Source organism: Comamonas endophytica (assembly GCF_023634805.2).
Lineage (GTDB): Bacteria > Pseudomonadota > Gammaproteobacteria > Burkholderiales > Burkholderiaceae_C > Comamonas > Comamonas endophytica.
The window spans coordinates 702,756-728,044 of sequence record NZ_CP106881.1 but is presented as its reverse complement, the minus strand read 5'-3'; the positions used below and the strand labels follow the sequence as shown (position 1 = coordinate 728,044).

The following is a 25,289-nucleotide window of genomic DNA, read 5'->3' as shown; positions in this document are numbered from 1 at the left end:
AGCCTTGCCATGAACCACAGCTACCGCCTCGTCTGGAACGACGCCACCCAGCGCTGCGTTCCCGCTCCTGAAACCGCACGCGGCCGCGGCAAGAGCCGCGCGGCCAAGGCATTGGCGCCGATGGCGTTGCTGCTGGGCGCGCTGCTGGCCCTGCCCACAGGGGCACAGGTTCTTCCGACAGGTGGGCAGGTGGTTTCCGGCCAGGCCCACATTGGCCAAGCCGGCAACCAGATGACCATCGATCAGGCAAGCCAGAAGGCCATCCTGCACTGGCAAGGCTTCGACATCGGCAGCGGGGCCAAGGTGCAATTCAACCAGCCCAACGCCAGCGCCATCGCGCTCAACCGCGTGGTGGCCGGCAATGCCAGCCGCATCGACGGCCAGCTCGGCGCCAACGGCCAGGTCTGGCTGGTGAATCCCAACGGTGTGGTGTTCGGCCAGGGCAGCCAGGTGAACGTCGGCGGGCTGGTGGCTTCCACGCTGGATATCGCCAACGAAGACTTCGATGCCGGCAAGCAGGTCTTCAGGCGCGGCGCGGCGCAGGGCGGCATCACCAACCAGGGCCATATCACGGTGGCCGATGGAGGCACGCTGGCGCTGCTGGCGCCCACGGTGAAGAACGAGGGCACGCTTGGCGCGCGGCTGGGCAATGTGGTGCTGGCGGGCGGCGACAAGGTCACGCTGCAGGCCGGGGTGGACGGCAAGCTGCAGGTCGCGGTGGACCCGGCGACGGTGCGCACGCTGATCGAGAATCAGCAGCTGATCACGGCCGATGGCGGTCAGGTGGTGATGACCTCGCGCGCCGCCGATGCGCTGTCGGCTAGCGTGGTGTCCAACAGCGGCACGGTGCAGGCGCGCACGCTGGCCGAGAAGGAGGGGCGCATTTTGCTGCTGGCGGATATGCGGCATGGCGAGACGGTGCACGGCAGCCTGCTCGATGCAAGCGCGCTGCGCGTTTGCACGCGCGGCTCCCCGGGGGTTAACGACTCATTTGAAAATTCCGCACCGAGCCGGGAAATGCGGAAACACAAGACATGAGGCCTGGGCCCCATGCGGGGTCTCAGGTCTTTTCGACCTGGGAGAATTCGAGCTCGACGGGAGTCGAGCGGCCGAAAATCATCACCGACACGCGCAGGCGATTCTTCTCGTAGTTGACTTCCTCGACCGAGCCGTTGAAGTCGGTGAACGGGCCGTCCTTGACGCGCACCAGCTCGCCGGCCAGGAATTCGATCTTGTGGCGCGGCTTGTCGGTGCCTTCCTGCATCTGGCTGACGATCTTCTGCACTTCGTCTTCCGAGATCGGGGCCGGGCGGTTCTTCGCGCCGCCGACGAAACCGGTCACCTTGTTGGTGTGCTCCGCCATCGGGAATGTGGAAGGTGCCTCCTCCATCGGCGGGCTGGTCGGCTACAACAATGCCTATGAAAAGGGCACCACCAGCATCATGCAGGCTGAAGCCTCCGGCAGCGTATCGAGTCGTGGGACCGTCGTTGGCGGGCTGGTGGGCCTCAACAGTGCGGATGGCGACGGCGCATCGGTTCTTATCCGCCGTGTCAATGCGCTTGGGGAGGTTTCGGCTGGCGACTTTGCCGGCGGGCTTGTGGGCTATAACCAAGCTTACAACGGTAGCTCGATCGACATCTCCTATGCCCAGGCCAGTGGGCAGGTAACCGGTGCCAGAGGCAATGTGGGAGGTCTGGTTGGCGGTAATGAAGTCCTCGGGAGCAGCACCGTCTACATCAGCCATGTTCGCTCCAGCGGACCGGTATCGGGTGGTAACTACGTCGGTGGCCTGATTGGCTACAACGGGGTTTTCGGCGGGGGCGAAGTTGCCATCTCGGATGCCGAAGCCAAGGGAGTGGTGCGGGGCACGAGCCAGGTAGGCGGGCTTGTCGGCCAAAACGATGCCAACGAAGGCGGCACGGCCCGCATCTCCAATGCCCATGCCACCGGAGAGCAGGTGGTGGGGACAGGAAAAAATGTCGGCGGGCTGGTCGGTTTGAACTGGGTGGACACGGGCAGCACGGCCAGTATCTCCGGCTCCGATGCGACCGCGGCAGTCTCCGGCGACGAACGCGTCGGAGGCCTGGTCGGCTCCAACGAAGCGCACGGCGGCGAGGCTGAAATCACCGGCTCCCACGCGACCGGAACGGTGTCAGGCGCCAAGCAGGTTGGAGGACTGGTCGGTGCCAACACGGCCGACATGGGCGCGGCCGTGGTGCTGGGCTCCCATGCCACCGGATTGGTCATGGGGACCAATGACGTCGGCGGGCTCGTGGGCTCCAACGAGGCCAGCAACGGCGGCACCGCCAGCATCTCTGGTTCCCATGCCGATGGGCTGATGGTGGTGGGTACGCGAAGCAATGCCGGCGGGCTGGTGGGCCGGAACAGGGTCGAGAATGGCGGCGCGGCCAGCATCTCTTCTTCACAATCCAACGCGATGGTCCAGGGGGCAGGCGTTGTCGGAGGGCTGGTGGGATGGAACGGGGCCGTCACCAGCGGCAAGGCCAGCGTCTCGGGTTCCAAGGCAATCGGTGGCGTGTCTGGCACCGACTACGTTGGCGGGCTGGTGGGCGTCAACCAGGCCGGAGCGGGCGAAGCCGAAATCACCGGCTCCTCTGCCACTGGAGGTGTGGACGGCAGCCAGTATGTGGGCGGCTTGGTGGGCAGCAACTACGCCTCCACCTATGGCAAGGCTTCCATCTCCGGATCCAACGCTTCCGGGGATGTGGATGGTGCCAGCGTGATCGGCGGATTGGCGGGCGAGAACCGTGCCGAGGGCGGGGTGGCGCGCATTGAAAATGCCAATGCCTCTGGACTGGTTTCCGGCGCGGGCGCCTTGATGGCCGGTGGGCTCGTCGGGCATAACGTCGCCAGCGGCTTTGGCGAAGCCCTGGTCTCCGGCTCCCATGCCCACGGATCGGTGGGGGGCACAAGCTATGTCGGCGGCCTGGTGGGTGCTAACGAGGCCGTCGACGATGGCATGGCCCGCATTTCCAGCTCCACTGCCAGGGGGCGAATGGTGGTGGGTTCAGGAGACCATGTCGGAGGGCTGGTCGGCGCCAACCATGCACAGAACGGCGGCGAAGCCAGCATCGTCGATGCCTGGACGCTGGGGCGGACGGTGGACGGCGAATACGTCACGATGCAGGTGACGGGCCACGGCGATGTCGGCGGGCTGGTGGGGCAGAACACGGCGACGGAATTCGGCAAGGCCAGCATCAGCGGTGGCGAAGCTTCTGCCCATGTGAAGTCCACGGGCGATAACGCCGGTGGGCTGGTCGGCCGAAGCAGCGCGTCTTGGTTTGGCGAAACCAGCATCTCCGGTGCATGGGCCAAAGGGTCGGTGGAGAGCGCAGGAAGCAATATCGGCGGACTGGTCGGCACCAACGAGGGCGAGAACGCGGGCATTGCCCGCATCTCCGATTCCGAGGCTGCGGAAATGCGGGCGCAGGGATTGAACAATGTCGGTGGGCTGGTGGGATGGAACAGCGCAAGCGGGTACGGCGAAGCCCGTATCTCCAGCGTCCACTCCAGCGCGAACGTGCAGGGCACCGAGATCAACGCTGGCGGATTGGTCGGCTGGAACACGGCTAGCGCAGTCGGCGAGGCCAGCATCTCCCTGGCCTATGCGACGGGACAGGTGTCGGGGGGCGATGCAGCTGGCGGGCTGGTGGGCGGCAACCTGGCCTTTGGCTTGGGCACGGCACATATCTCGCAATCCTTTGCCAGCGGGTCCGTGCAGACGACGGGAGAGGGCGCCGGCGGACTGGTGGGCTTCAGCGGAAGCCGGGGCGGCGTGGCCACGATTTCCGATTCCTATGCCACGGGGCAGGTGTCGGGCGGCAAATCGGCTGGCGGGCTGGTTGGCGCCCTGGGAAGCGAGGGCGGCGAGGCGCGCATCGTGCATGCCTACTCCACCGGCGCCGTATCGGGCGGCAGCTTTGTCGGCGGGTTGGTGGGCTCGAGCAACGGCAGCATCGAGAGCAGCTTCTACGCCACCACCGACGCGCAGGGCAATGCCATCAACGGCGGCGCGGCCGCCAATGGCGCCGGGCAGGGCAAGACATTGTCCGAGCTCACGCAACTGTCCACCTTTGCGGGCTGGGATATTGACGACCAAGGCGGTACCGGCCGCACCTGGCGCCTCTATGAAGGCTCGGCCACGCCGCTGCTGCGCGGTTTCCTGCAGCAGGTGACGGTGAATGCCCAAGGCAGCGTTTCCGGAAAAACCTACGACGGACAAATCGCGAGCGGCACTCTGGGTTTCACCAGCGACACGCCTGGCGCCGTGCTGCAAGGCCAGCTGGGCTATGCCTCGAGCAGCAAGAATGCCGGCAGCTATGCGATGGCCGACGGCACGCTCAAGTTCAGCGGCCTGTATTCGCATCAGCAGGGGTATGACATCACCTATGCCAGCGAGATGAACGGGTTGTCATTGGACATCGACAAAGCCCAACTGCGTATCGACGGCTCCCAGGTGGTGGATAAAGCCTACGACGGCAATACCGCGGCCCAGGTTGCGGCGGGGCGGCTGCAGGGCCTGGCGGCCAACGAATCGCTGGGCGTGATCGCCAGCGGTGTCTTCGACGGCAAGAATGCCGGCACGCATGGCGTTGTCGTCACCCACCGCCTGGTGAATGGCAGCGATGGCAGCCTGGCAAGCAACTACGTGCTGCTGGCCGATACCCGCTCCTACCAGGGGACCATCGAACGCAAGACGCTGGGCATCGATGGCACGCAGGTCGCAGGCAAGACCTACGACGGCAATGCCATAGCGCAGGTCGCGGCCGGGCAGTTGCAGGGCTTGGTAGGCAATGAATCCCTGGGCGTGAGCGCCAGCGGCGTCTTCGACAGCAAGAACGCAGGCACGCATGGTGCTACGGTGGCCTATGACTTGGCAAATGGCAGCGGCGGCGGCCTGGCGGACAACTACGTGCTGGCTGATACCAAGGCCTACCAGGCCACCATCGAGCGCAGGGCGCTGGGCATCGATGGCACGCAGGTCGCAGGCAAGACCTACGACGGCAATGCTGTGGCGCAGGTGACGGCCGGGCAGTTGCAGGGCCTGGTGGGCAGTGAATCCCTAGGCGTGAGCGCCAGCGGTGTGTTCGACAGCAAGAACGCAGGCACGCAGGGCACTACCGTGGCCTACAACCTGTCCAATGGCGATGGCGGCGGCCTGGCGGACAACTACGTGCTGGCTGATACCAAGGCCTACCAGGCCACCATCGAGCGCAGGGCGCTGGGCATCGATGGCACGCAGGTGGCAAACAAGACCTACGACGGCAATGCTGTGGCGCAGGTGACGGCCGGGCAGTTGCAGGGCCTGGTGGGCAACGAGACCCTGGGCGTGAGCGCCAGCGGTGCTTTTGACAGCAAGAACGCCGGCACGCATGGCGCCACCATTGCTTACAGCGTGGCAGATGGCAGCGATGGCAGTCTGGCGAGCAACTATGTCCTGACGGATACCCGGTCCTACCAGGCCACCATCGAGCGCAAGACACTGGGCATCGATGGCACACAGGTCGCAGGCAAGACCTACGACGGCAATGCCGTGGCGCAAGTCACGGTGGGGCAGTTGCAGGGCCTGGTGGGCAATGAGAGCTTGGGAGTAAGCGCCAGCGGCGTTTTCGACAGCAAGAACGCGGGCACGCATGGCGCCACCGTGGCCTACAACCTGTCCAGTGGCAATGGCGGTCTGGCGGACAACTATGTTCTGGCCGATGGCAATGCCTACCAAGCCACCATCGAGCCCAAGACGTTGAGCATTGAAGGCACTCAGGTCGCAGGCAAGACCTACGACGGCAATGCCGTGGCACAGGTCTCTGCAGGTGAGTTGCAGGGCCTGGTGGGCAGTGAAGCCCTGGGCGTGAGCGCCAGCGGCGTCTTCGACAGCAGGAACGCGGGCATGCGTGGCGCCACCGTGGCCTACACCCTGTCGAATGGCAGCGGCGGCGGACTGGCGGATAACTATGTGCTTGCCGATACCAAAGCCTACCAGGCAGCCATCGAGCGCAGGGCGCTGGGCATCGGTGGCACGCAGGTCGCAGGCAAGATCTACGACGGCAATACCGTGGCGCAGGTCACAGTAGGTCAGTTGCAGGGTCTTGTGGGAAATGAATCCCTTGGCGTGAGTGCCAGCGGTGTCTTCGACGGCAAGAACGCCGGCACGCATGGCACCACCATTGCTTACAGCGTGGCAGATGGCAGTGATGGCAGTCTGGCGAGCAACTATGTCCTGACCGATACCCGGTCCTACCAGGCCACCATCGAGCGCAGGGCGCTGGGCATCGATGGCACGCAGGTGGCAAACAAGACCTACGACGGCAATGCCGTGGCGCAAGTCACAGCCGGGCAGCTGCAGGGCCTGGTGGGCAACGAGACCCTGGGCGTGAGCGCCAGCGGTGTCTTCGACAGCAGGAACGCAGGCCAGCGCAGCGCCAGCGTCGCCTATACCCTGGCCGATGGCAGCGGAGGTGGCCTGGCAGGCAATTACCTGCTGGCCGATACCACCCATGGCGCGACCATCGACAAGGCGGTACTGACCCTCGATGCCGTGACCGATCGCAAGGTCTACGACGGATCCACGGCATCCGATGCAGCGGTGCAAGTGACGGGGTTGGTTGGCGGTGATCGAATCGGCGGAGTCAGCCAGTCGTTCGACAGCCGCAACGCGGGCAGCCGCAGCCTGCAGGTCGATGCGGGTTATGCCGTGGACGATGGCAATGGCGGCAACAACTACGCCGTGCACATTGCCGGGGCCACGGGCCGCATCGATCCCAGGGCGCTGACCATCACTGCGCGCGATGCCGGCAAGCTGCAGGGCCAGGCCCTGGTCTTCGATGGCACCGAGTTCGACACCAATGCCGGGCTGGTTGCGGGGGAGCGCGTGCGCAGCGTGGCGCTGGCCAGCGAAGGCAGCGCGGCGCAGGCAGACAACGGCCGCTATGCGATCGTGGCCCGCGATGCGCAGGGCAGCGGCGGCTTCGAGGCCGGCAATTACGCCATCCGCTATGTCGATGGCCAGCTCGAAGTCACGAACCCGGCAGCGGATATTCCGGACGATATCGCAGGCGCCACGCTGTGCCGCAGCCAGCCGGAACGGCGCTCGATCGTGCCATGCCCCGTGCAGCAGCGTGCCTCGGTTCCGGTCGACCTGCCGCCTCAGGTCCCTGCGCTGACGATGACCGCGGATTTCATCCGCATGCCTTGAGGTCGGCGCCCAGCGCATTGGCGCCCAGCGCGTTGTCGATCAGGCGCTCCACATCCCCGTCGTGGCGCAGCCCCAGCGCCTCGGCACGGGGCGTGGCCAGCGGGGGGTAGCTGGCGTACACGCGGTCGATGGGGGGATCGGGCGCATAGTGCACCAGCTGCTGCGCCGGCACGCCAAAGCGCCGGGCCAGTGCATCGACCACCTCGGCAATGCCCAGGTGCAGTACCGGCATCTGGAAGCTGCGCTGCGGCGTCCAGCGGGATGAATCCATGCCGGCCAAATGCAGGAGATTGTCCACGCAGGTGGCAGCGGACATCCACCAGCAGCGGCCCGTGGCCGAGACCGGCAGCGTGATGCGCTGGCCCTGCGCGAGATGCCAGAACACCTGGCTCATGAAGCCCGATGCCAGGCCGGGGTTCTCGTCGCGCCGCGCGACGATGCCCGGCAGGCGCAGCGAGCAGCCATCGACCCAGCCACGGCGGCTGGCGTCGGCCAGCAGGATTTCGCAGGCCAGCTTATGCGCGCCATAGCTGATCGCGGGCTGCGGCACCTGGTCTTCGCTGGCGCCGTGGGCGGGCTGGTCGCCATAGACCGCGATGGAGCTGGAATAGATGAACCGCGGCGGCCGTGGCAGCGCCTGGCAGGCTTCGATCAATTGCAGCGTGGCATCGAGGTTCACGCTGCGGTCCAGCGCCGGGTCGCGCTCGGAGGCGCCGCCCGGCACGCTGGCCAAGTGGAGGATGGTGTCAGGCTGGGTGGCCATGGCCGCGCGCAGCACCGCAGGCTGGGCAATGCTGCCGCGGATCTGCCGGACGCGGGCATCGCAGCCGGCATCGCGAAAAGACAGGTCGACCAGCACCAGCTGGCTCAGCGGCTGCCCTTCCAGGCCCTCCTGCAGCAGGCGGCGCACGAGCACCTGGCCAATGAACCCCTGCGCGCCGGTGACCAGCACGCGGCTCATGGCTGCCACTGCAGCACGCGCTGCGCGATGCGGCCGAAGGGCGTGTCGCCGGTGCGCTCGCACTGCGCCTGCATCTGCACGCTGTCGCCAAAGCGCATGAAGGCGGTGCGCGGCGCGCCATGCTCGAGGATCTCCAGCACGCGCCGCTCGGCAATGCAGGCCGATCCCGCGGCGCGGTCGGTATTGGACACCGTGCCCGAGCCGATCACCGTGCCCGCCGAGAGGCGTCGCGTGCGCGCCGCATGCGCGATCAGCTCGCCGAAGCCGAAGTCCATTTCGCCGCCATGGGGCGCGCCAAAGTGCTCGCCGTTCCACCGCACCTGCAGCCGCAGGTGCACGCGGCCGTCGCGCCAGGCCTCGCCCAGTTCGTCGGGTGTCAGCGCAATGGGCGCGAAGCTGCTCGAGGGCTTGGCCTGCAGGAAGCCAAAGCCGCTGCGCATCTCGCGCGGCCCCAGCGCGCGCAGGCTCCAGTCGTTGATCTGCACCAGCAGCCGCACCGCGCCCAGCGCCTGGGCCGGCGTAGCGGCCATGGGCACCGGCCCGACGATGGCGCCGAACTCTCCCTCGAAGTCGATGCCGTCGGCTTCGCTGGGCAGCAGCACGTCGGCCTGCGGGCCGAGGAAGTCGTCGCTCGCGCCCTGGTACATCAGCGGCACCGTCTGCGCATCGGGCGCGGGCTCGATATCGAAGGCCTTTTCCATCAGCCGGCCGTGGTTCAGGAAGGCCGAGCCGTCGCACCACTGCGGCGCGCGCGGCAGCGGCGCGGCGCACAGCGCGGGATCGAAGGGTTGCGCATGGCGGCCGGCATGGAGCTCGGTATGAAGCGCCTGCAATGCGGGCGCGACGTCGTCCCACGCCTCCACGGCCGTGCGCAGGTTTGCGGCAATGGCCGTGGCATCGGCCATCGTTGCCAGGTCGCGAGAGACCACCACCAGGCGGCCATCGGGATGTTCGGATCGAAGGGTGGCAAGTTTCATGCAAATGCTTCAGTTGCCGTCGCCGATGGTCGTGCCGCCATCGATGACGAGGTTGTGTCCGGTGATGAAGGCGCCAGCCGCGCTGGCCAGCATGACGGCGGCGCCGGCGACTTCGGCCGGCTCGCCGACGCGGCGCAGCGGCGTCAGCGCCAGGCGCCGCTGCATGAACTGCGCGTTGTCCAGCAGCTGCGCCGCCAGCGGCGTGCGGATCAGGCCTGGCGAGATGGCGTTGACGCGGATGCCCGCGGGCCCCCATTCGACGGCCAGGTTGCGCGCCAGCTGCGCCAGCGCCGCCTTGGACAATCCATACAGCCCGATGGCCTTGTTGCCGCGCAGCCCGGCGATGCTGGACATCAGGATCACGCTGCCGCCGCCGCGCGCCGCCATGGCCGGCAGCAGCTGCGTGCCGAGTTCGAGCACCGCGCGCAGGTTGACGTCCATGACCAGCTGCCAGTCGGCATCCTTGATATCGGCGAGCGGCCCGGCCGGGCCCTGCACCCCGGCGTTGCACACCAGGATGTCGACCTGGCCCTTCCAGGCCAGCGCGCGCGCCGCCTGCTGCGCGATGCCGGAGATGTCGGCGAGATCCATGGGCAGTGAAGTGGCATCGATGCCGGCCGCGCCCAGCTTTTGCACCAGCTGCGCGCAGGCTTCGGCGTCGCGGTCCGAGACCACGATGGCGGCGCCCTGCGCGCCCAGCGCCTCGCACAGCGCGATGCCCAGGCCGCCGCAGGCGCCGGTCACCAGCGCCACCTTGCCGTGAAGGTCAAACAGCGTGGAAGGCATGTCTCACTCCAGCACCACGCCGGCGCTGCGGATCGCGCTGCCCCAGCGTTCGGTCTCGCTCTGGATGAAGCGGCCGAAATCCGCGGGCGGCTGCGGCGCCGGGGTCACGCCCAGGTCGCCGAAGCGGCGCTTGATCTCCTCCGACTGCACCGCCAGCACCACGGCCTGGCGCAGCTGCTCGGCGATCTCCGGTGGCGTGCCGGCCTTCACCACGACGCCGGTCCAGCCCGGCGCGTTCAGGCCCGGATAGCCGAGCTCGGCCACCGTCGGCACCTGGGGCAGGCGCTCCAGGCGCCTGTCGCTGCCGACCACGGCCAGCGCACGCAGCTTACCTTCCTGCACATAGGGAATGCTGTTGGCGGCGACATCAAGCATGGCTTCGATATGGCCGCCCATCAGGTCCTGCACGGCAGGCGCGCCGCCCTTGTAGGCCACATGCTGGAAGTTGCCGCGGGCCTCGCGCTTGAGCATTTCCATCCAGATATGCGGCTGGCTGCCGATGCCGTAGGAGCCATAGGTCAGCGCCGCATCGGGCTTGCGCGTCTTTGCGGACTGCACCAGCTCGTCCAGCGTCTTGAACGGGCTGCCCGGCGGCACGACAAGCAGCAGGCTCGACGTGAGCAGGCGGCTCACGGGCATGAAATCCCGGGCCATGCTGTAGTTGAGCCTGGGGTAGAGCGCCGCGTTCATCGCGAAGGGACCGATGTCCCCATACAGCAGCGTGTGGCCGTCGGCCGGCTGCTGCCTGACATGCGCGGCGGCGATCTGCGCGCCCGCGCCGGGTTTGTTCTCGACGACGACCGGCTGCTTGAGCGTGGTGCTCATGTGCTGTGCCAGCACGCGCGAGACCGCATCGCCGAAACCGCCCGCGGGATAGGGCACGACCCAGATCACCGGGCGGCGGGGGAAAGGCGCGGCGGACTGCGCCGCGGCCAGCGCGGGGACGGTGGCAAGGGGCAGGGCTGCGCCGCGCAGGATCAGGGAACGCCGTGAAATCATGTCTGTCTCCATATGCTTGGGATGTGCCGCCGGTGGCGCGATGCGCGCCGGTGGTCAGGAAGGCAGTATGAAGAAAGCCGTGCACGCAAATGCCGACGGCTTGCGCGAATCGTTGAAAAGCTGCGCTTCAGTGCTGCTGGCGCAGGCGCAGCGGCGTCAGTCCCCAGTGGCGCGCGAAGGCCTGCGAGAAATGCGAGCTGGAGGCAAAGCCCAGCTGGCGCGCGATCTCGCCCACGGGCTCGCGCGTGTGCAGCAGCAGCTCGCGCGCGCGCTCGAGCCGTTGGCGCAGCACGAACTGGTGCGGCGTGAGCCCGCAGCTGGCCTTGAAGCAGCGCGCGAAGTGGAAGGCGCTGAGCTGCACCTCGGCGGCCAGCCGCTCGATGGTCAACGGCTGGTCCAGGTGGTCCTGCACGAAGGCCTGCAGCTGGCGCAGCTGCCGCGCCGTGAGCCCCGCCGCGGGCTGCGGCGCGCTGCCGGGAATGCGGTAATGCTCGAGCAGGTGGATGGCCACGCTGGCGGCAATGCCCTCGGCAAACGCCGGCTGCAGGCCGCTGTGGTCGTCCAGCGCGAGCAGCAGCACCTGCACCAGCTGCGTCAGCACCGGATCGGGCTTGCCGAAGCAGCTGCGCAGGCGCAGCGCCGCGCCCTCCTGGCCGCTGACCTTCTCCAGCCAGTGCGGCGACAGGTCGAGATGCAGGTTGTCGCGCGGCAGCTCGGTGCGCCAGAAGCTGGGCGTGTGCGCCGGCAGCAGCACCACCTCGCCGGTCCTCCAGCGCGCATCATGCGTTTCATTGCCGTGGCGCTGCAGCAGCCCGGTGTCGGGCCCGCGGCGCACGATGATGCAGTGCTTGCCCGCGGGCGGAATGTACAGGTCCTGCGCATCGGCGCGCTGGTGCCACAGCGAGATGCCATGCCAGGGCCGTCCCAGGCTCGAGCACTGGATATGCTCCCGGGGCACGGCATCGAGCGGCTCGTCGATGAAGGCGCGCTGCGCCCCGCGCCAGCGGCGGCTGTCGACCGGCGTCACATCTGGGTCCGGCATGGCGTCTTCACTTCACGGGCAGGGGGTGGGCATGCAGCTATCTTAGCGATTGCGGCCGTGGTCGCCGATGTGTCTGCGGCGACGGGCCGGGCAGCGCCGCGGCGCGGCAAAATACACGGATCGGCCGCGCAGCAGCGGCCATCCGCGTCAAGGCGCCTCCATTTCCCCAGCTCCCCGTGTTCCACGTCTATTGCGCCATCGCCTATCTGTTCATCGTCGCCCGCGTCATCGCGCCCCTGCCCATCCGCCTGCACTGGAAGCTCCTGGCCGCCGCCGCGCTGCTGCCGGGCGCGCTCTACCAGTTCTGGTCGCGCGTATTCTTCGGCAACATGTATGCGCCGGAGCTGCCTTTCCCGGTCGTCGCGCTGCTGGGCTGGACCTTTGGCAGCTTCGTGCTGCTGCTGGTGTTCACCATCGTTGGCGAGATCCTGGAGGTGCTGTACCGGCTGGCCGCGCGCCGGTGGTCGCATCCGCCGCGCGGCACGGCGCGCCGGGTCGCCAGCGTGGTGCTGGCGTTTGCATTGGGGGGCTATGGCTTCATCCAGGCAGCGCGCCTGCCCGAAGTCCACCGCGTGGACTTGGCCGTCAAGGACCTGCCGGCAGAGCTCGAAGGGTTCAGGCTGGTGCAGCTGAGCGACCTGCATATCAGCAAACTGTTCCAGCGTGACTGGGTGCGGGGCGTGGTCGAGCGCACCAATGGCATCGGCGCCGATCTGATCGTGGTCACCGGCGACGTCATCGACGGCAGCGTGGAGGCGCGTCGGGGTGATGTCGAGCCGCTGGCGCAGCTCAGGGCGCGCCACGGCGTGATCGGCATTCCGGGCAACCATGAGTATTACTTCGACTATGGCGCCTGGAAGCCCAGGCTGCAGGAGCTGGGTATCCGCATGCTGACCAACCAGCACGAGGTCGTGCGGCATGGCGATGCGCAGCTGACCGTCGCTGGCATAGCCGATGCCGCGGCGCTGCGCTACGGCGATGAGGGCCCGGATCTGCCCAAGGCGCTGGCGGGCGCGCCGTCTGGCGCGCCCGTCGTGCTGCTGGCGCACCGGCCGGCGGGGGCCGCAAACCACGCGCAGCAGGGCGTTGCGGTGCAGCTTTCGGGCCATACGCACGGCGGCATGGTCGTCGGCATGGCGCCGGTGATCGGGCCGCCCAACGAGGGGTTTCTCAGCCGCGGCTACCGCGTGGGCGGCATGCAGCTCTATGTGAGCAACGGCACGGGGCTGTGGATGGGTTTCCCACTGCGGCTGGGCAAGCCTTCGGAGATCACCGAGTTCGTGCTCACGCGCGGCCGGTAGCAGCACCATGGACACCGCTTCCCCCGCCCGCGGCCTGGCCGCGATGACCTTCGCGCTCACGCTGAGCCAGTTCTTTCGCACCTGCATGGCCGTCATGGCCCCCGAGGTGCAAGCCGACCTGCAGCTGTCGCCGGCCGGGTTCGGCACGCTGTCGTCGTGCTTCTTCCTGTCCTTCGGCATTGCCCAGATTCCCGTCGGCATGGCCTTCGACCGCTATGGGGTCGGCGCGCCCACGCGCTGGCTGATGTCGCTGGGCGTGGTCTCCGCCGCGCTGTTTGCCCTGGCACCCAACGGCGCCACCGCGATGCTGGCGCAGGTGGGCCTGGGCCTGGCCTGCGCGCCGGTGTTCATGGGACTGATGCACTTCGCCGGGCAGGCCCTGCCGCCGCACCAGTTCGCCACCTCGGTCAGCCGGGCCAATGCCGCCGGCATGATCGGCGCGCTGTGCGCCACCGCGCCGCTGGGCTGGGTGGTGCATGCCGTGGGCTGGCGCCCGCCGATGTTCGTGGCCGGCGTGCTGATGGCGGTGGCCTGCTATTTCGTTGCCACCCAGGTGCGCGACAGCGGGCGGGCGCGCGGGGAGGGCACGCTCGCCATGCTGCGCGCCAGCGGGCGGCTGCTGTTCGTTCCCGCGCTGTGGACGCTGATTCCCCTGTGCATGGCAATGGCAGTGGGCACAACGTTCCGCAACTCCTGGGGCGGGCCCTACCTGGCCGATGTCTTCGGCATGCCCGCGGGCACGCGCGGCCTGGCGCTGGCCGTCCTCAGCGTGGCGGCGATCTGCGCGGCCACCGCGCTGCCCTGGTTCGTGCACCGCTCCTCGGTGCGCACGACGGTGTTGGGCTGGTCGCTGGCGGCACTGGCCGCGGGCTGCGCGCTGGCGCTGATGCCCGCCGCGGGCGTGCTGCTGGACATCCCGCTGCTGGCGGCCATGGCAACGATCGGCGTGCTGCATCCGCTGGTGATGGCCCATGGGCGCATGCTGCTGGCGCCGGAAATCGTCGGCCGCGGCCTGGGGCTGCTCAATACCTTCGTGTTCCTGGGCTCGGCGGCGGCGGCCTGGGTCTTCGGCCTGATCGCCGATGCGCAGCTGTCCGCGGGAAGATCCGCCACCGATGCCTTTGCGCGGATCTTCGCCTTTGGCTGCGCGATGCTGCTGGTCGGCATCGCAGCCTATATGCTCAGTCCGTCGATGGCGCGCGCCGCGGCATCGCGGGAAAAATGAAACCTCGGAGGATGACAAGATGAACGGAGCAAAAAGCCTGGTGAAGACGCTGCTGGCCGCTGGCGTGGATACCTGTTTCGCCAACCCCGGCACCAGCGAGATGCACTTCGTGGCGGCGCTCGATCAGGTGCCCGGCATGAAGTGCGTGCTCGGCCTGCAGGAAAACGTGGTCACCGGCATGGCCGACGGCTACTTCCGCATCGCGCGCAAGCCGGCCTGCACGCTGCTGCACTGCGGCCCGGGCCTGGCCAACGGCATGGGCAACCTGCACAACGCGCGCCGCGCGCGCAGCGGCATCGTCAACATCGTGGGCGACCAGGCCACCTACCACCGCCCCTTCGACGCACCGCTCACGGCCGATACGGCCGGCATGGCGCAGACCGTTTCCGCCTGGGTGCGCACCAGCACGCAGACTGCCGACCTGGGGCGCGACGCCGTCGAGGCCGTGCGCGCGGCCCGCACCTATCCCGGCCAGATCGCCACACTGATCCTGCCCGCCGATGTGTCATGGGAAGAGGGCGGCATCGTGGGCGCGCCCTTCGACGCGCCGGTCCCGCCCGCCATCGACGGCGGCGCCATCGAGCAGGCGGCGCGCATCCTGCGCAACCAGCGCGACGTGCTGATCCTGCTGGCCGGCCCCGGCGTGCTGGGCGAAGGCCAGGCGCTGGCGCATCGCGTTGCCAGCGCCACGGGTGCCACCGTGATGGCCAGCTATTCGAGTTCGCATCTGGCGCGCGGCCGCGGCCATATGCAGCTCGAGCGTGTGCCCTATGTCATGGAACAGGCCATCAAGGCGCTGGAACGCTTCAAGCACATCATCCTGGTGAATGCCACGCCGCCCGTGGGCTTCTTCGGCTACCCCGGCATGCCCTCGATCCAGCACGACCCGCAGGCGCAGCTGCATGTGCTGTCGCGCCCCGACCAGGATCCGGTCGAAGCCCTGCGTGGACTGGTCAAGGAACTGGGCGCCCCCGAAGCCGCCATCCCCGACCCGGGCCCGCGCCCCGAGGCCGCGACCGGCGCGCCCACGCCCGAAGGCCTGGCGCAGACACTGGCCGCGCTGATGCCCGACAACGCGATCATCTCGGACGAAAGCATCTCCTACGGCCGCGGCTTCTACAAGTTCACGCATGCCGCCCCCGCGCACGACTGGCTGCACCTGGCCGGCGGCGCCATCGGCGACGGCATGCCGGTGGCCACGGGCGCCGCGCTGGGCGCGAAGGGGCAGCGCCGCGTCATCAACCTGCAGGCCGATGGCTCGGCCATGTATTCGCTGCAGTCGCTGTGGACCCAGGCGCGCGAGCAGCTGCCGGTGACCACCATCCTGCTCAACAACAGCAAGTACAACATCCTGATCGGCGAGTACAGGAGCGTCGGCGCCACGCCGGGCGATACCGCGATGAGCATGCTGGACCTGGGCAATCCGGCCATCGATTGGACCAGGCTCGCCCAGGGCATGGGCGTGGAGGCGGCGCGCGCGAGCTCGCTGGATCAGCTGGCGGATCTGATGCGGGCGAGCTTTGGCAAGCGCGGGCCGTTTGTCATCGAACTGATGATCTGAGCGGCGGGCAGCGCGGGGCGGGGCGCCCGTACATGCGGGCTCCGGCTCAGTGGCTGTCGAAGTGCTCCATCAGCCGGATGCGCCCGGCCTGGACATGGCGCTCCGCCGCCGTCCGGGCCTTTGCCGGTTGCTCATTGACGATGGCGTCATAGATCGCGCGATGCTCGACATTGGAGCGGCGCATGTTGCCCGGGGTGTTGAAGTACTTGCGCCGCACCAGGTGCAGTTCCTTGACGTAGTCGTCATAGGCTTGCTGCGCCCGGCGGTTGTTGGACAACTGCAGGATGAGCGCATGGAACTGCAGGTTCAGTTCGTAGTAGCGCGTGCCTTCGCCGTGCTCGCAGGCTTCGTCCATGCCGGCAAGCAGCTTCTCGAATTCCTGCCGGTGCCCGTCGGTCAGGTGGTCGCAGGCGCGCTCGGCCGCGAATCCGAACACGAGGGCGCGCAGATCGTAGATCTCCAGCGCTTCGCGCAGGGACAGCTGGCGCACGAACACTCCCTTGTTCGGCACCGCGGTGACGATGCCCAGGCCGGCGAGCACCTTGACGGCTTCCCGGATGGGGCCCCGGCTCGTTCCCATGCGCAAGGCCAGCGCCGCTTCGTTGAGGCGCTCGCCGGGCTTGAACTCGCCGGCATAGATCAACTGCTTGATTTCAGCGACGATGGAATGCGACAGGCCCGCACCACGGGTAGTAGGAGACGAATTCATGAGCGAATCGTACATGGGCCCTCGCGTTGCGGAATCATTGCGGCGCTCACTCCACCTTCACGTTGGCATTCTTCACCAGGTTGACCCAGAACTTTCCGTCCTCGGCCAGGAAGCTGCGAAATGCCGCGGGGGATTCCGAGGTGGAGACTTCCGTGCCGTCGCGCGCCAGCGTGGCTTTGACCTGGGGCTGGCGCATGGCGCTGATGGCCGCGTCATACACCTTCCTGACGATCGGCTCGGGCGTGCCCGCGGGCAGGAAGATGCCGTACCAGAACTCGATGTCGTAGTCGGGCAGGCCGGCTTCGCGCATGCCGGGCAGCGACGGCACCAGCGCCGAGCGCTCACGCGTGCTGACGGCCAGGGCCTTGAGCTTGCCGCTGGTGGTCATGGGCAGCACGGAAGGCGAGGTTCCGAAGGTCACCTGCGTGTCTCCGGCCATGACCGACTGGATGGCCAGGCTGCCGCCGCGGTAGGGCACATGCGTCATCTCGGTCTTGGTCACCAACGTGAACAGGGCGGCGCCCAGGTGCGGGGCGGAGCCATTGCCGGAGGTGGAGTAGTTGAGCTCTCCAGGGCGCTTCCTTGCCGCAGCGATGAGCTCGGGCACGGTGTTGATGCCGGTGGCGGGGTTGACGGCCAGCACCAGGGGCGAGGTGGTGATCTTCGTGACCGGCACCAGATCGCGGACGCTGGCAGCGAGCTTGGGGTTGAGCGCCGGATTGACGGAAATGCTGCTGGGGCTGGCAATGAGGATGGTGTAGCCGTCGGCCGGAGATTTGGCCGCGATGTCGGCGGCAATGCTGGATCCATTGCCCGGCTTGTTCTCCACCACGATGGGTTGCCCCAGCGCCTTGCCGAAGGCCTCGCTCATCGCGCGGGCCACCAGGTCGGCGGCGCCGCCAGGAGCGAACCCGACCACCATTCGGATCGGCTTGCTGGGGTAGCTGCCCTGGGCGGCAGCGGCAAAGGTCAGTGTGCCAAGCGCGCAGGCGCAGAGCAGTTTCTTGAGTCGCATGTTGTCTCCCTGTTATGAATTGGAATCAGTCGAGCGCGGGCATTCTCAGAACGATCTTTCCGGCATGGGCGCCGGCTTCCATGCGGGCTTTGGCATCGGCCAGGCCTTCGAAGTCCACGACCTCGTCGATCTGCGGCTTGATGCGGCCGGAGGCGAAATGCGGCAGCACTTCGGCAATGAAGCGCGGCAGCGCGGCCGACTTCTGCGCCTTGGTGCGCAGCTTGTTCGAGACGCCAAACACGGTGAGCCTTTTGGCGTGCAGGGCCTCGAGGTCGATGTCGGCGTGGAGCACCCCATCGACGTAGCCCACGGTCGCGAGCCGCCCCTCGAACGCCAGCGTGCGGATGCTTTCCGCAAAGACCGAGCCGCCGACGGCATTGATGACGAGCTTCACGCCCTTGCCTTCGGTGAGGGCGTTGACCTCTGCCGCGAAGTCGGGCTGTCGCGTGCAGATGCCGGCGTCCAGGCCCAGCCCCTCGAGCATCTCCAGCTTCGCTTGCGACCCGGAGGTTCCGACGACCCTGGCTCCCAGGGCCTTGGCCAGCTGCAGCGACGCCACGCCCACGCCGGAGGAGACGCCATTGATCAGGACCCATTCACCTTGCTGGAGATGCCCCTGCAGCACCAGCATGTCGAACGACACGAGGAAAGTGAGCGGGATGCTCCCGGCTTCTTCCCAGGACAGGTTGCCGGGGATGTGCATCGCCTCCGCCTGGTCCAGCAGCGCATACTCGGCAAACGCACCGGAGCAGCGACCCATCACCCGCTCCCCAGGGCTGAAATCCGTCACCTCCGTGCCGCAGCCGATCACCTCGCCCGCGCACTCGCCGCCAATCGCCTTCCAGCTGCCGGCAGGGCCGTGCAGGCCGTGGCCGGCGACGAATTCGCCCCGGTTGAGCGAGGCCGCGCGCACCCGCACCAGCAATTGCTTCGCGCCGGGCGTGGGTATGGGCACCTCGCGCAATTCAAGTACTGCAGAAGCTTCGTTCTGCTGCATCCAGTAGGAACGCATGCTGTCTCCTTTTGTCGTGGATGGCTCAGCGGCCGCTGAAGACCGGCTTGCGCTTTTGCATGAAGGCGGTGCGGCCTTCGGCGTAGTCGGCGCTCTGGAAGCACCCCTGGATCAGCGCGGTGCACAGTTCCATGTCCAGCTCGGGCGAGGGCTTGAGGATCTCGCGCGTGATGGCCTTGGCCGCCTGGATGGTCAGCGGCGCGTTCTCGGCCATGGCAGTGGTGTATTCGGCCAGCAGCGCGTCGAGGGCGTCGGCCGGGCAGCTGCGCGTGACCAGGCCCAGGCGCTGCGCCTCGTCGCCGTCGATCCGGCGGGCCGTGAAGAACAGGTCCTTGGCAACGCCGGGGCCCACCAGGTCCACCAGGTTCTTCATCGCCGAGTAGCGGTAGCCCAGGCCCAGCCGGGCCGCGGGAATGGACAGCACCGAGTTGCTGGCGGCAATCCGGATATCGCAGCTGATGGCCACGTTGACGCCGCCGCCGATGCAGTAGCCGCGGATGACGGCCAGCGTCGGCTTGGGAAAGTCGTGGATGCTCATCAGCGACTCTTCGGCCATGGCCTCGTAGCGCTTGACGGCTTCCTTGGCCGCGCGCATGTCCTCGAATTGCGAGATATCCGCCCCGGACACGAAGGCCTTGTCCCCCTCGCCGGAGAACACCACCAGGCGCACGCGGCCGTCCTCCCGGGCCACGCGCAGCAGGGGCGGCACGGCTTCCCACATGTCCACGGACAGCGCGTTGTGCCGCGCGGGGTTGTTGAAGCGGATGTGCAGCGTGCTGCCGTCCAGCCAGGCCTTGACGCGCTCGGTCGTGGATTCGTAGGTGGGGTGGTTGGTGGTTTCGGTCATCAGTAGACTCCTTGGGCCTTCATGTTCTGCAGGGCGTCCTGGGCAATGCCGAGCTCGCTCAGTACTTCTTCCGTGTGCTCGCCGCGGCGCGGCGCGGCACGCGCGATGGAGCTGGGCGTGCGCTCGAGCTGCATCGGCTGGCCCACCAGGCGCTGCGGGCCCAGGCGGGCGGAGACCACCTCCTTGACCATGCCCAGGTGCGCGATCTGCGGCTCCTCGAGCGTCTCCTTCACGCTGCTGATCAGGCCGCAGGCAACGCCGCCGGCGTTGAATTCGCGGATCCAGTGCGCGCGGTCTTGCTGTGCCAGGCGTTTGTCTATCTCGGCGTTGAGGGTGTCGCGGTTCGCGGAACGCGATGGCTTGTCGTGGTAGCGGGGGTCGACGATCCACTCGGGCGCGCCGAGGATGTTGCAAAAGCGTTCCCAGATCTTCGAGCCGAACACGGCGATGTTCAGATAGCCGTCGCGCGCCTTGTAGACGCCGGTCGGGATGCTCGTGGGGTGGAAATTGCCGGCCTGCGTGGCGACCTCGCCATCGATGAGATAGCGCGAGGTCTGGAAGTCCATCATGTAGACCATGGATTCCAGCAGGGAGGTGTGCACGAACTGGCCGCGCCCCGAGGCTTCGCGTTCCAGCAGGGCCACCAGAATGCCCTGCGCCGCGAAGATGCCGGCGCAAAGGTCGGCAATGGGGATGCCGACACGCACCGGCCCTTGCTCGGGAAGACCGGTCACGGACATCAGGCCGCCCATGCCCTGGGCGATCTGGTCGAAGCCCGGGCGCTGCGCCAGCGGGCCGGTCTGGCCAAAGCCCGAGATGCTGGCATACACCAGGCCTGGGTTCTGGGCGGACAGCGTCTCGTAGTCGATGCCAAGGCGGTACTTCACGTCCGGGCGGAAGTTCTCGACGACGACGTCGGCGGTGGCAATGAGCCGCTTGAGCGTGGCGATGCCCTCGGGCTCCTTCAGGTTCAGCGTGATGGAGCGCTTGTTACGGTGGGTGTATTGGTAGTCAGAGCCATCCTGGCCTCCCAGCGTGTCGTCGCCGCGCATGTGCTCGGGCATCTGGACCTGGATGACGTCGGCGCCCCAGTCGGCCAGCTGGCGGCAGCAGGTCGGGCCGGCGCGCACCTGCGTCAGGTCGATCACTCGGAAGCGCGAAAGCGCGGAAGAAGCGGGTTGGTGAGGCATGTCGAGGTCCTGGGTAAAGCGAATCTACGCGCCCATTGTTCGACTGTTGCGTTAAAAGTGTCAACACTTATGAATGATATGTTGGCATAGGGATTTCCATTGTTTGCAAAGTTCCGGCAGCGGCCGATGATGCGGTGCCGTGGATCGACAACAAAAAACCCGCCGGCAAGGGCGGGTTGTGCAGGGGGAAACCGGAACCCGGTCTCTGCAGGCCTCGAAATCAGACGGCCATCGGCGCCGTGATATGCGCGTGGTGCCGGTAGCCTTCCAGCGAGAAGTCCGAAGGCTCGACCTTCTCCAGCCATTCGGGCTCATATTTGCCCGTGACCGCATAGTCCGGAATACGGTCCGACAGCACCAGCTTCGGCGCCTCGAAAGGCTCGCGCGTGAGCTGCTCCCTGAGCATGTCCACGTGGTTCTCGTAGATATGCGCGTCGCCGATGAAATAGGTGAACCAGCGCGGCGTGTAGCCCGTGAGGCGCCCCACGAGGTGCAGCAGGGCGGCGCCCTCGGTCAGATTGAACGGCGTGCCCAGGCCCACATCGTTGCTGCGGATATAGAGGCACAGCGAAATTTCACGCTTGGTCTTGTCGACCAGGAACTGATACAGCAGGTGGCACGGCGGCAGCGCCATTTCCTCGAGCTGCGCCCAGTTCCAGCCATGGAACAGGATGCGGCGGTTGCCCGGGTCGTTGATGATCGTGTCCAGGCACTGGCGCAACTGGTCGATGGCCTTGTACATCAGCACGCCGGACTGCACGCCGGGCGCGGCCTCGAGCATGCCGATCTGCTGGTAGCCCCTGGCCGACGCATCGGCGATCTGCGCCTGACCCTGCGGCTGGGCCGGGTCGATGAGCTTGTACGCCGGCCACTGACGCCACTGCACGCCGTAGACCGAGCCCAGGTCGTCTTCCTGCAGGCGGTAGGGGTTGGCCAGCCACTGCGCGTTCTCGTTGGCGTTCTGGTCCCAGACCTTGCAGCCCAGCGCGCGGAATTCGGCGGCGCTGCGATGGGCGCGCATGAAGCCCACGAGCTCGCCCACGGCCGACTTGAACGCCAGTTTCTTGGTCGTGACGGCCGGAAAACCCTGCTGCAGATCGAAGCGCAGCATCGCGCCCGGAATGCTCAGGGTGCGGATGCCCGTGCGGTTGTCTTGCCAGCTTCCGTTGTCGAAGATGTTCTGGACGAGGTCGAGGTACTGTTTCATGGACGGGCAGGAAAATCTATGCCGGGATCGTAGCGCAAGCGGCGCCGCGGTGGAGCCGGCAGGTCTTAGGGCAAGCCCATTGTCGGGGCCTGGTGCAACGCCAGGCTGATTCGGAACCGAGGGGACACTCCAAGGGACGCATGTTCTTCGCGTTCGCTATGCGTCCCAGACACTCATCCTTATTTTGGTCGAAACCAAGAATCAGGGTTTATACCGTTTTATGATTGATTTAATATAACTATCGTGGTTTAATGTTTGATAGAAATTTCAACTATGATATTCGGTTGAGAGTGCACAGCTTTCGCGAGTGATAAAGACGATCAGCGCCAGCTGCACAGATGTGCCGATGGAAATGAATCCAGGCTGAAACCAGCGTCCGGCTTATAGCCAACTCCATAAGTGAGATCTGCATCGAAGCCATATTGCCTGGATAACCATATGTAGAGGAGACAACGTGCCTTCTTTATTTTCTTCATTTTGTGGAAGCCTGGTTTTTGTGCGTTCCGCTGCCCAATGCGCTGTGAAGCTGGCCTCTCTGGCTTTCCTCGTGGTTCATGCCCAGACAACGGTGCCTGTCAAGCTCGCAGGAGATTTCTCGGTGTCGTCCAGTGGGGCTGCGGTTTATCGCATTCCCATCCAATTGCCTCCAGGTATCGCAGGGACGCAGCCCAAGCTGGCGTTGCTCTACAACAGCCAAGCGGGCAACGGCATCATGGGCATGGGGTGGAGTGTGGAGGGTCTCTCGGCCATCACGCGTTGTGCGAAATCCATGGCGACCGATGGAACGCCCGGGGCGATCACCCATAGCCAGGAAGATCGATTTTGTATGGATGGTCAGCGACTTATCAATATCGCCGGCGGTTATGGTGCGGCAGACAGTGAATACCGCACCGAAATCGATGGTTTCAGCAAGATCGTGGCCAAAGGTGCCGCGGAACGCAACGCATCCAATGGGCCTCAAGTATTCATTGTGAAAACCAAGGATGGGCTCACGCTGGAGTACGGCAGCACTGATGACTCGCGCATCGAAGTCCGGGACGGGCACGTTGTGCGCATGTGGGCGCTGAGCAATGTAATCGATGTCAAAGGCAACTGGACTAACTACGCTTATAGCAAAGATCACGTCAATGGCGAGTTCAACATTTCATCCATCAGCTATGGGGGTGATCGAAAAGTCATTTTCGAATATGAAAGCCGTCCCGACATACTGAATGCATTCGAGGCTGGATCGAAAATTCGCCAAAGCGTTCGATTGGCCCGTATCAAGACATATCTGGCGGATAAAGAGCAGCAGAGCCTGGCCGTCACCTACTCTGAAGAGTCCTCTGGTTTCGCCTCGTTGCCAAAAGCAATCAAACGCTGCAGTTCGCAGGAGTGCACGTTCGATACCAGTCTGGAATGGACCTCGGCTGGCAGTCCTAATTTTTCAGGCCAGATGTGGAGTGGTCACTCTGGAGGTCAAGCCAACAACGCTTTGGGCGACTTCAATGGCGATGGCATCACCGACATGATTGGCGATACCGGAGGCGGTGGAATCTGGCATGTGTGCCTTTCCACGACATCGGGCTTCAATTGCGAATCCTGGAGCAGCCACCAGGGAGGCCGGGACAACAACGTTTTTGGCGACTTCAACGGGGATGGTCTCACAGACATGATGGCTCATACCGGTGAAGGTGGGTCATGGCATGTATGTCTATCCACGGGAAGTGGTTTCAGTTGCTCCTATTGGTCCGGCCACGGGGGAGGCCCGCACAACAATGTCGTTGGTGACTTCAATGGAGACGGCCGCGACGATATGGCAGGTTATACCGCAGAGGGAGGGCGCTGGCATGTCTGCCTGTCCACTGGAAGTGACTTCAGCTGCTCGTACTGGAATGGGCATGCCGAAGGTCGAGCCAAAACTGTGCTTGGCGATTTCAACGGAGACGGACTCACCGACATGGCGGGGGGGCCCGACTTGAATGGAATCGTGCGGGTCTGCTTGTCGACGGGAGTGGACTTCAGCTGTTCTCCATGGGTGGTAGGTGGCGATACGCCACTCTCCTCCGGAGACTTCAATGGAGACGGCCGTACCGACTTCATCCGTGACATTCCCGATGCCGGGGCTTGGATGGTCTGCCTGTCGACCGGGGTGGGATTCGATTGCTCTTCGACTTGGTGGAAAGGCCATCGTGGCGGCGCAGACAACAATGCAGTTGGCGATTTCAACGGAGATGGGCGCACCGACATCGCCGGCTATACCGGCAGCGGTGGCATCTGGGATGTCTGCCTTTCCACCGGTACCAGCTTTGACTGTGCTCCCTGGACGGGGCACTCCGGAGGGCCGGGCAACTATGCCGTTGGCGATTTCAATGGAGATGGCCGCTCCGACATGGCAGGTTACGCCGGTGACGGCTCATGGCACATCACGCTGTCGCAGTCGAACGCGACAAGGTCTCTGTCCCGTATCTCGCAAGGAGCCCATTTCATTTCAATCCACGCGCAGAGCCAGGCAAGCCTGGCTGCGAATGGCGGATATTTCCGCGACTCGGGAACGGCCTATCCCCTGAGCGACGCCCGTGGCGCGTTGGCGATGGTCAAGCAAGTCGACATCAGCGACGCAAAAGGCGGCGCAAACCGTACGACGTACCAATACGGCGGTTTGAAAGTGGAACATGCGAGCGGACAACACCCAGGCTCCGGGCGAGGGATGCTGGGCTTTCGCTGGATGAAGAGCGTGTTGGAAAGCACCGGGGTCCAGACGTGCAGTGAGTTTTTCCAGACGTGGCCACATACCGGTCAGGTACGTACCACCGAGACACGCCTCATCAAGCACGGCCCCCATCGTCTGATCAAGCGCAGCGACAACACGCTGGGTTGTTACCAAAGCGAGGGGATGGCTGGTGGAGTCAAGCCGGACTCCGCCATGACCGCCTGTGGTGAATGGGCTGCCGGCAAGGTGCACTTCCCCTTCGTAGCCAGTACCACCGAAAACAGCTGGGAGCTCGATGGAGCGCAAATGCCCACGCTTTTCACCAGCAGCAGCTACGGCGGTTACCCCGACCAGAACGGTGCGGTACGCCAGTTTGGCGATCCCACGCAGATTACCGTGGACATCAGGGAAGGGGCAGGGGTCAAGCATCGCAAGCTCACCACCAATGAATACCAGCCGGCAAGAACCGACGGCCCGGCCTGGATGATCGGGCGCCTGCGCAGGGCGACCGTCACCAGTTCGCAGCCATTTTGATGCAGCGTGCCAGCCGA

The 25,289-nt window shown here is 66.1% G+C and carries 17 protein-coding genes and 1 pseudogene; 6 read left to right on the top strand and 12 right to left on the bottom strand.

Features of this window, described 5'->3' with window-relative positions; genetic code table 11:
- Positions 1 to 9: 9 nt before the first annotated feature.
- Positions 10 to 1,038: a two-partner secretion domain-containing protein gene (locus M9799_RS03105; protein WP_231044217.1), complete on the top strand. Its 1,029-nt coding sequence runs from the start codon at positions 10 to 12 to the stop codon at positions 1,036 to 1,038.
- Positions 1,039 to 1,060: 22 nt separating this feature from the next.
- On the opposite strand, the pseudogene nusG reads toward M9799_RS03105, so the two are convergent.
- Positions 1,061 to 1,354, bottom strand: a pseudogene (nusG, locus tag M9799_RS03100) (transcription termination/antitermination protein NusG); the annotation flags it as partial.
- Between the two features lie 88 nt (positions 1,355 to 1,442).
- Here nusG and M9799_RS03095 point away from each other — a divergent pair.
- Positions 1,443 to 7,214, top strand: a complete 5,772-nt coding sequence (locus M9799_RS03095; protein WP_263725881.1) for a YDG domain-containing protein — start codon at positions 1,443 to 1,445, stop codon at positions 7,212 to 7,214.
- Here M9799_RS03095 and M9799_RS03090 read toward each other — a convergent pair.
- From M9799_RS03090 to M9799_RS03070, 5 genes are all read right to left on the bottom strand, one after another.
- Positions 7,198 to 8,175 carry an NAD-dependent epimerase/dehydratase family protein gene (locus M9799_RS03090; protein WP_231044236.1) on the bottom strand — a complete coding sequence of 326 codons (978 nt, stop codon included), beginning with the start codon at positions 8,173 to 8,175 and terminating at the stop codon, positions 7,198 to 7,200. The two genes, M9799_RS03095 and M9799_RS03090, sit on opposite strands and share 17 nt — an antisense overlap.
- A complete protein-coding gene (locus M9799_RS03085; RefSeq protein ID WP_231044237.1) occupies positions 8,172 to 9,152 on the bottom strand; it encodes a fumarylacetoacetate hydrolase family protein in 981 nt (326 codons plus the stop codon). Before M9799_RS03085 ends, M9799_RS03090 begins: the two co-directional genes overlap by 4 nt.
- Before the next feature lie 9 nt (positions 9,153 to 9,161).
- Complete coding sequence (locus M9799_RS03080) at positions 9,162 to 9,938, bottom strand: SDR family NAD(P)-dependent oxidoreductase (RefSeq protein WP_231044238.1); 777 nt, start codon at positions 9,936 to 9,938, stop codon at positions 9,162 to 9,164.
- Positions 9,939 to 9,941: 3 nt separating this feature from the next.
- Positions 9,942 to 10,937 carry a Bug family tripartite tricarboxylate transporter substrate binding protein gene (locus M9799_RS03075; protein ID WP_231044239.1) on the bottom strand — a complete coding sequence of 332 codons (996 nt, stop codon included), beginning with the start codon at positions 10,935 to 10,937 and terminating at the stop codon, positions 9,942 to 9,944.
- 127 nt (positions 10,938 to 11,064) lie between these two features.
- A complete protein-coding gene (locus tag M9799_RS03070; protein WP_231044240.1) occupies positions 11,065 to 11,979 on the bottom strand; it encodes a helix-turn-helix domain-containing protein in 915 nt (304 codons plus the stop codon).
- 176 nt (positions 11,980 to 12,155) lie between these two features.
- Here M9799_RS03070 and M9799_RS03065 point away from each other — a divergent pair, with 176 nt between their 5' ends.
- The 3 genes from M9799_RS03065 to M9799_RS03055 are packed head-to-tail and all read left to right on the top strand — an operon-like array spanning position 12,156 to position 16,066.
- The gene (locus M9799_RS03065; RefSeq protein ID WP_231044241.1) at positions 12,156 to 13,280 is read left to right on the top strand and encodes a metallophosphoesterase; all 1,125 of its coding nucleotides are present in this window, start codon (positions 12,156 to 12,158) and stop codon (positions 13,278 to 13,280) included.
- 7 nt (positions 13,281 to 13,287) lie between these two features.
- Positions 13,288 to 14,505, top strand: a complete 1,218-nt coding sequence (locus M9799_RS03060) for an MFS transporter (protein WP_231044242.1) — start codon at positions 13,288 to 13,290, stop codon at positions 14,503 to 14,505.
- Between the two features lie 19 nt (positions 14,506 to 14,524).
- Complete coding sequence (locus tag M9799_RS03055) at positions 14,525 to 16,066, top strand: acetolactate synthase large subunit (RefSeq protein WP_231044243.1); 1,542 nt, start codon at positions 14,525 to 14,527, stop codon at positions 16,064 to 16,066.
- A 46-nt stretch (positions 16,067 to 16,112) separates the two neighbouring features.
- Here M9799_RS03055 and M9799_RS03050 read toward each other — a convergent pair whose 3' ends face one another.
- The 6 genes from M9799_RS03050 to M9799_RS03025 all read right to left on the bottom strand — a co-directional run bounded on the left by M9799_RS03050 (position 16,113) and on the right by M9799_RS03025 (position 22,046).
- Positions 16,113 to 16,775, bottom strand: coding sequence for a GntR family transcriptional regulator (locus M9799_RS03050; RefSeq protein ID WP_231044244.1), 663 nt, complete (start codon positions 16,773 to 16,775; stop codon positions 16,113 to 16,115).
- Positions 16,776 to 16,821: 46 nt separating this feature from the next.
- Positions 16,822 to 17,790, bottom strand: a complete 969-nt coding sequence (locus tag M9799_RS03045) for a Bug family tripartite tricarboxylate transporter substrate binding protein (RefSeq protein ID WP_231044245.1) — start codon at positions 17,788 to 17,790, stop codon at positions 16,822 to 16,824.
- A gap of 25 nt (positions 17,791 to 17,815) precedes the next feature.
- Positions 17,816 to 18,802, bottom strand: a complete 987-nt coding sequence (locus tag M9799_RS03040) for a zinc-binding dehydrogenase (RefSeq protein WP_231044246.1) — start codon at positions 18,800 to 18,802, stop codon at positions 17,816 to 17,818.
- Between the two features lie 25 nt (positions 18,803 to 18,827).
- Positions 18,828 to 19,649, bottom strand: a complete 822-nt coding sequence (locus tag M9799_RS03035; RefSeq protein WP_231044247.1) for an enoyl-CoA hydratase — start codon at positions 19,647 to 19,649, stop codon at positions 18,828 to 18,830.
- Positions 19,649 to 20,839 (bottom strand): CaiB/BaiF CoA transferase family protein, encoded by a 1,191-nt coding sequence (locus tag M9799_RS03030; RefSeq protein WP_231044248.1) that lies wholly within the window; start codon positions 20,837 to 20,839, stop codon positions 19,649 to 19,651. Before M9799_RS03030 ends, M9799_RS03035 begins: the two co-directional genes overlap by 1 nt.
- Before the next feature lie 220 nt (positions 20,840 to 21,059).
- Positions 21,060 to 22,046 carry a thymidylate synthase gene (locus M9799_RS03025; protein ID WP_231044249.1) on the bottom strand — a complete coding sequence of 329 codons (987 nt, stop codon included), beginning with the start codon at positions 22,044 to 22,046 and terminating at the stop codon, positions 21,060 to 21,062.
- Between the two features lie 454 nt (positions 22,047 to 22,500).
- Between M9799_RS03025 and M9799_RS03020 the strand changes: the two genes are divergently transcribed.
- Positions 22,501 to 25,272, top strand: coding sequence for an FG-GAP-like repeat-containing protein (locus M9799_RS03020; RefSeq protein WP_231044250.1), 2,772 nt, complete (start codon positions 22,501 to 22,503; stop codon positions 25,270 to 25,272).
- The last annotated feature ends 17 nt before the right edge of the window (positions 25,273 to 25,289 follow it).